The sequence below is a fragment of the Vibrio nigripulchritudo ATCC 27043 genome (assembly GCF_000222685.1).
In the GTDB taxonomy this organism is placed as follows: Bacteria; Pseudomonadota; Gammaproteobacteria; order Enterobacterales; family Vibrionaceae; genus Vibrio; species Vibrio nigripulchritudo.
This window is the reverse complement of sequence record NZ_AFWJ01000283.1, coordinates 24,118-31,031: the sequence shown is the minus strand read 5'-3', so window position 1 is coordinate 31,031 and position 6,914 is coordinate 24,118. Positions and strand designations below refer to the sequence as shown.

The 6,914-nt window shown below is 45.3% G+C and carries 5 protein-coding genes; all 5 read right to left on the bottom strand.

What is annotated here, in order from left to right:
• Positions 1 to 124: 124 nt before the first annotated feature.
• Positions 125 to 1,141, bottom strand: coding sequence for a glycosyltransferase family 2 protein (locus RH89_RS21865; protein WP_004406693.1), 1,017 nt, complete (start codon positions 1,139 to 1,141; stop codon positions 125 to 127).
• Positions 1,142 to 1,521: 380 nt separating this feature from the next.
• Positions 1,522 to 2,748: an alanine racemase gene (alr, locus tag RH89_RS21860; RefSeq protein ID WP_004406690.1), complete on the bottom strand. Its 1,227-nt coding sequence runs from the start codon at positions 2,746 to 2,748 to the stop codon at positions 1,522 to 1,524.
• Between the two features lie 99 nt (positions 2,749 to 2,847).
• Complete coding sequence (locus RH89_RS21855; RefSeq protein WP_004406687.1) at positions 2,848 to 4,482, bottom strand: methyl-accepting chemotaxis protein; 1,635 nt, start codon at positions 4,480 to 4,482, stop codon at positions 2,848 to 2,850.
• A gap of 396 nt (positions 4,483 to 4,878) precedes the next feature.
• Positions 4,879 to 6,249: an adenylosuccinate lyase gene (gene purB / locus RH89_RS21850; RefSeq protein ID WP_004406685.1), complete on the bottom strand. Its 1,371-nt coding sequence runs from the start codon at positions 6,247 to 6,249 to the stop codon at positions 4,879 to 4,881.
• A 34-nt stretch (positions 6,250 to 6,283) separates the two neighbouring features.
• Positions 6,284 to 6,901 carry a high frequency lysogenization protein HflD gene (gene hflD, locus RH89_RS21845; RefSeq protein WP_004406683.1) on the bottom strand — a complete coding sequence of 206 codons (618 nt, stop codon included), beginning with the start codon at positions 6,899 to 6,901 and terminating at the stop codon, positions 6,284 to 6,286.
• Between the last annotated feature and the right edge of the window lie 13 nt (positions 6,902 to 6,914).

Below are 6,914 nucleotides of genomic sequence, written 5' to 3'. Positions count from 1 at the left end.
AGCTGGTACATGTGAACTTCGCAAATATGAATTTGGCGACATTCTAACTCTATTAAGATTTGAATTTAACAATCGCTCAAGAAAAAAGGCGAGCAATGCCCGCCTTTCGATTTTCGAGTGTGGGTTAGCTCGACGACGCCTTGTTCTTTTTATCAGAAGAAAAATCCACTTCTTTAACATTAACAGGGGCTTGTTGAGTAGGCGTTGCCAGTGTTTGCTGAGTTTTCAGAAGGTATCTTGGGCGTTGTTTAGATTCGATGTAAACGCGACCCACGTATTCCCCAATGATGCCAATTCCTATCAACTGTATGCCGCCAAGGAACACAATGGCCACGATAAGGGTCGGAAAGCCCGGTACAGGGTTTTCATTGATGAACTTATCCAGAATGATCCAGCCGCCATAAAGCAGTGACATAAAGGAGATGACAAAGCCGATGTAGCTCCAGACCCGAAGCGGCAAGGTAGAAAAGCTGGTAATACCTTCAATCGCGAAATTCCACAGTTTCCAGCCGTTGAACTTGGAATCACCCGCCGAACGTTCTTGCCGTGTGTATTCAACGATTTCTACGTTACCGCCCACCCAAGAGAGGATGCCTTTCATAAACAAGTTGCGCTCAGGAAGGAGCTTGATGTGCTCAACGGTGTCGCGGGAAAGTAAACGGAAGTCACCAACGTTTTCCTGTATCTGCAGTTCGCTGATTCTATTGTGCACCTTGTAAAACCATTCCGCGGTATTGCGTTTCAGGACGCTGTCCGTGGTTCGATCGACTCGTTTGGCGAGGACAACATCGGCACCATTGCGCCATTTTTCTACCATTTCAGGTATGACGTCGATGGGGTCTTGAAGATCGACATCGATGGGGATGACAGCGTCGCCAGTTGCGTGTTCTAACCCTGCCATCAAGGCGGGTTCCTTGCCAAAATTTCGAGTAAAGCTCAATGGGATAACACTATTATCAGAGACGGCAAGCGCCTCTATAATACTTTCGGTAAGGTCGGTACTGCCATCATTAATAAACAAGATCTCAATGTCGTATTTATTTAGTTCTTTATTTTCTTTTACAGTTTTATAGAAAAGAGGAATTGCCTCTTCTTCATTAAAGACGGGAACAATTAATGATATTTTTATATTATCTTTCATCTGTCACCCATAGAATATAATTATAATTTAGCGATTATTGAAGTGAGTACATCATCTTGTGTAGTAAACCTTGTGTACACTGGTTTTCTGTAAGTAAGAGTGTTTAGTTGAACGATGTCTCATAAAAATGTTAACCCGCTGAATGTTTCTTAAGTAATTATAAATCTGGTCATTATTTAATAATAAACTAGAATTCGACTTTCATCGAATTGATATTATTCTCATATATCGTCTACCTTCATCAATCTGCTTTTCATTTATTTACAAATGGATGAATTGATTATTATTTACGTTCAATTCAATTAGAAAGATCAGAATGTTTGAGTACAAAAAAAGCCGCCAGATTGGCGGCTTGGTTTTCATTAATGGCTCAGTGCAAATTAACGCACGTAGCGGCGAGGGTTTGAGTTACCCCAAATGGTGTAGATCTCTGGGAAAATCATGTCGGTGTGCGTTTCTATCTCACTGATAGTCACCGCTTCTTTACCTTGTTCACCAAACAGAACTACCTCAGCGTTCTGACGGATGCCTTCGATGTCTGTTACGTCTACCATGGTGGTGTTCATTGAGATTTTACCTACTACTGGTACGCGCTTGCCTTGGATTATCACTTCCCCTTTGTTGCCCAGGCTACGGTTGTAACCGTCGGAGTATCCTAGAGGCAGGTTAGCCAGAACGCTGTCACGTTGCGTAACGAAAGAGCTATCGTAACCAACCGTGCTGCCTGCTGGCAGGCGGTGCAGAGATGCTACCTTGGTTTTGTAGCTTACGATTGATGGGTACTCTGCGTGTCCAGGCAGATCACCGTAAAGTACGCCACCAGGGCGAACCATGTCGAACTGTGCTTCTGGAACGTTTAGAGACGTGAACGAGTTTGCAGCATGCAGAGTAACGTCTTCACGGTCCAGATCAGAGTTTTCAATTATCCAAAGTGCGCTTTTCTCAAAATCCGCTGCTTTTTCGCGAATGTAGTCCACTTCGTAGTTAGGGAAGTGAGTCATGATGCCAACAATTTCAACGTTGTCGAAATCTGTCATCTTAAGTGCGTCGCGCTTACCACGCTCTGTCGACATGTCCAGACCATTACGACCCATACCACCGGAGTTCAGAGCAAGGTGAACGTTGATCTCTGCGTCGAAGCGCTCTGCGATACGCTCGATCTGGCGCGCTTTAGACAGAGAACCCACAAGCTCTTCTACTTCGTACTGAATTGCGTCGGCAATTTCTTTGTTGCTTGCAGAGCGCACGCGAATTAGCTGACCGTTGAAGCCTGATTCACGAACAATACGCGCTTCTTCGTTGCTTGCGATAGCAACACATGGGATACCCTGAGCCATAACAGTAGGCATCAGACCCTGAATACCATTGCCGTAAGCATCAGCCTTCATTACTGCACAGATGCTTGTACCGGAACCAACGTGCGTGCGGAACTGGTCAATGTTGTCGTTGAACTGAGACAAGCTGACTTCCAGCCATGCATTACTGGTTCTGTGTTCGCGGTTGTATTCACCTTCGATACCAGAAAGCAGGGGAGCACTCACTGCTGGCATCGAAATCGCCGTTGTAGCAGCAAGAGAAAGGGCAAGAAGCGTAAGTTTGGTTTTCATTTTTTAACTCCAATAAAGCCCCCTCCCGATTTAACGGGTGTGAAATGGGGGCTGAAAATAAATGGATTAGATGGTGCGTATGGAACGGATTTCGCTGGGTTAAACCAGTCGGAATTTCGCCATTGATTGTTGCAGAGACTGAGAAAGCTGCTCTAGCTCTTCACAGGATTGAGCGGTCTGAAGCGACCCTTGCGCTACCTGTTCTGACGAGCTTTGCATGTTCTCGACGCGAACGGTCAGGTCGCCAACTACAGCGGATTGCTGGCTACATGCACTTGCGATTTGTGCACCCATATCCGAGATTTGGGTTACCGCGTTTTGAATGTCAGCCATGATGTTTTGTACCTGATCGCCCATGCTCAGGCATCGTTCGGTGCTTTCCTGACTGTCATCTGAAACGGTCTTCACTTTTTGAGTGCTGGCTTTGAACTGTTCGATGATGGTGCTGATCTCGCCTGTTGAATCTTGCGTTCTTCCCGCAAGCGAACGAACTTCAGCTGCGACTACCGCAAAACCACGACCACTTTCACCTGCACGAGCAGCTTCAATCGCAGCATTAAGAGCAAGTAGGTTCGTTTGCTCTGCAATATCTTGAATAACATCAACAAACACGTGGATCTGTTGAGAACGTTTTTCCAGCTCAGCGACGGTTTCGCTTGAAAGACGAATCGATTCCGCGACTTCCATCATCGCATCGATCATCAGCTTCACCTGATTGTTGCCGTCCTGAGTCAGGTTCATGGCATCTTGAGTTTCTTGTGCTGACGTTTCGGTGTTGTTAGAGATGTCGTGGATTACAGATTCCATTTCCGTCATCGCTGAAGAAACCTGACTTGTCTCTTCCTGCTGATGTTGCATACCAGTTGCAGACTGTCTGGAGATGGTATTCACTTCACCAGCAGAATGGTTGACCTGAGACACAGCAGAAGCCACTTGCTCAATCAGGGATTTCAGGTTGTTCTGCATCGACTGTACAGCTGTAGCTAGCTGACCAAGTTCGTCTTTGCCGATGGCATTGGTATCCAGGTTCTTGGATAAGTCGCCACTTGCGATATCGTTCGCCAGATCGACAACCTTCTTAAGTGGACCACAAATAGCCTTGGTAAGAATGATAGTGATGATGAGCATTGCGAGCAGGGCAAGACCATTGCTGATCAGGTTCTTGTTCTCAAGACCATTGATTTCATCAAGGATGGTAGAACGGTTGCTCAGCATCGCGTCATTCAAAATGCGTTTCAAAGTAGTGAAGGCGCGCGACATAGACTCAGCCGTTGCCTGATTATTCAATACCAATTCCTGAGCTTTTAAGCCTTGTGAGCTTGCAAGCAGCTTGTGGTATTGATCACTTTGAGTCACGTAAAGTTTCCAGTCGGTCATCAACTGATCGAAAGTGGTCTGCTCTTCCCCCGGCCAGACAGTCTTCCCGTAAGCCTTCAGATTTTCAGTCAGCTCTTTTTTTAGTATTTCGTTGCTCTGAATATCGCTCAGCAATTCTGATTGGTTTGAGTGTGCCTTCAATAGTTTGTACTGAGAAAGGCGTAGCTCTAGAAAGTCTTGTTGCAGAGATTCCACTGTCATTACGGCTGGCAATGTGTCATCTGCGTAGTTAAGTAGTTCATTGCGAATGTGTTTTAAACCATTCAGGAAGAAGACAGCAAAAATAACGTTTATGATCGCAATCAATGAAAACGAAAGTGCTAGTTTTCTGCTGATTGCCAGATTCTTAAGAAACATATATTCCTCTTTATTATATGGCTCAGATTGGTGTTGTGTATCTTTATGGATTTTTAGGTTCGTCCCTGAGTTGGCGTGATTTATATCACAATAAGTGATTAAAAGAACCTCATTTATATATTTGGTTACATTATTGAAAATGAGAATTCTTTTATATCAATGATTTATATTGATATGTAATTGTTTTTGTATGAAATTAGAGCTGATTGGTGAAATGGTGAGCTAAAAACGGAAACATTTTTAATTTTTTTACTATTTGGCTCATTGATGAGATTTGAGGGGTAGAGTTAAATTCGCCAATTGGCAGAATATCTGGAAGATTAGTGGGATTACGGGCAATAAAAAACCAGTTGGATAACCAACTGGTTTTTGTGAAAACAAAGGATTACTGAAGAATTACAGCTTGTCAGTTAGCTCGATTGCCTGACCAATGTAGTTTGCTGGTGTCATTTCTTTCAGGCGTGCTTTTTCATCTTCAGGCAGTTCTAAGCCATCAATGAAGTTGCGCATTGCTTCGCCATCGACACGCTTACCACGAGTCAGCTCTTTAAGCTTCTCGTATGGCTTCTCGATACCGTAACGACGCATCACTGTTTGTACAGGCTCTGCCAGTACTTCCCAGTTTTGGTCAAGTTCTGCCAATAGTGCTTCGCGGTTCACTTCCAGCTTACTGATGCCTTTTAGTGTTGAAGTGTACGCAATGATTGCGTAACCAGCACCAACACCAAGGTTACGAAGAACCGTTGAGTCTGTCAGGTCACGCTGCCAGCGAGAGATAGGCAGTTTTTGAGCAAGGTGGCTGAATACGGCGTTTGCCAGGCCAAGGTTACCTTCAGAGTTTTCAAAGTCGATTGGGTTAACTTTGTGAGGCATTGTTGAAGAGCCGATTTCGCCAGCGATGGTCTTCTGCTTGAAGTGACCCAGAGCGATGTAACCCCATACGTCACGATCGAAGTCGATCAGAATGGTGTTGAAGCGAGCGATCGCGTCAAACAGCTCTGCAATGTAATCGTGTGGTTCGATTTGAGTGGTGTAAGGGTTCCAGGTTACGCCAAGAGATTCAGTGATGAACTCTTCGCTGAAATTGTGCCAGTCTAGCTCTGGGTAAGCTGATAGATGTGCGTTGTAGTTACCTACTGCACCGTTGATTTTCGCCAGAATTTCAACGTCTGCGATTTGCTTGTACTGACGCTCCATGCGGTAAGCAACGTTCGCCATTTCTTTACCCATAGTGGTTGGGGAAGCTGGCTGACCGTGCGTACGGGAAAGAAGAGGAATATCGCGGTATTCTTCTGCTAGCGCTTTGATCGCATCAATGATGTTTTTGATTTCAGGAAGGATAACCGTTTCACGTGCTTCTTTTAGCATCAGAGCGTGAGACGTGTTGTTGATGTCTTCTGAAGTACAGGCGAAGTGAATGAACTCGTTCACTGCGTGCAGTTCAGGAACACCTGCTACTTTTTCTTTCAGGAAGTATTCAACCGCTTTAACGTCGTGGTTGGTAGTGCGCTCGATTTCTTTAATGCGTGCTGCATCTTCTTCACTGAAGTTCGCCGCTAGCTCGTCCAAGAACTTGTTCGCTTCTGCGCTGAATGCAGGGACTTCTGCGATTGCATCTGTCGCTGCAAGCTTCTGTAGCCAACGGATTTCAACGATTGAACGATACTTTAGGAGGCCATACTCACTAAAGATACTGCGTAACGCAATCGTTTTACTTCCGTAGCGGCCGTCTACCGGTGAAACAGCAGTCAATGCTGACAGTTCCATGTTTATCTCCTGAATATCTGAGTGATTTGTTAAGTTAAATTCGTGCCAGCAGAATTTGGGCCTGCTCGAGCATGCTCTTGCGACCAAAGATTAAGTGGCGACGCTTACCGCCGGTCTGGCGCCAAAGTACTGCACATCGAATACCCGAAAGTAATAGTGCGCGGACTTTATGCTGGTTAGCGGTTTGCTGTAAAACTGAAGGGGTACCAGTGACCTGAATTCGTGGACCAATTGGGCTGATCACGTCAAGGTAAATGCTGGCAAGGTTGCTGATCATGTTGTCATCAAACAGATCAAAATGTTCGGTTTGGCGTTGAGCCATTTGAATGCGGTCACCAAGCTGTGACAACGAGTCGCGGCGGGCGCTGAGTTTGCGTTCCAGCGCCATAAGAGAGATAAGGTATCGAGTGACTTCACTGCCTGCTGGTGTGCTGTCGATGCCTTTTTCCAGGCACTCTAACCCTGTTTTTAAGTTTGACTCATCGCCAAATACTGCCAACGTATTGGAAGGATTGGTGTTCAGAATAGCTTTTATAGAAGTCTCAAACGCGTCTTTATCACAGTGACCCTCTTTTGCGATATCTTGCATCAGCGCTACCGCTTGGCACATGCCAGCAAAAGCAATGGTACGGTCATAAAGTGTATTAGCCACGTAAGTGCTCCTT

Excerpts from the sequence above, each read along its gene's own strand:
- RH89_RS21865 (WP_004406693.1), bottom strand. The coding sequence starts at position 1,141 with ATGAAAGATAATATAAAAATATCATTAATTGTTCCCGTCTTTAATGAA.
- alr (WP_004406690.1), bottom strand. The coding sequence starts at position 2,748 with ATGAAAACCAAACTTACGCTTCTTGCCCTTTCTCTTGCTGCTACAACG.
- RH89_RS21855 (WP_004406687.1), bottom strand. The coding sequence starts at position 4,482 with ATGTTTCTTAAGAATCTGGCAATCAGCAGAAAACTAGCACTTTCGTTT.
- purB (WP_004406685.1), bottom strand. The coding sequence starts at position 6,249 with ATGGAACTGTCAGCATTGACTGCTGTTTCACCGGTAGACGGCCGCTAC.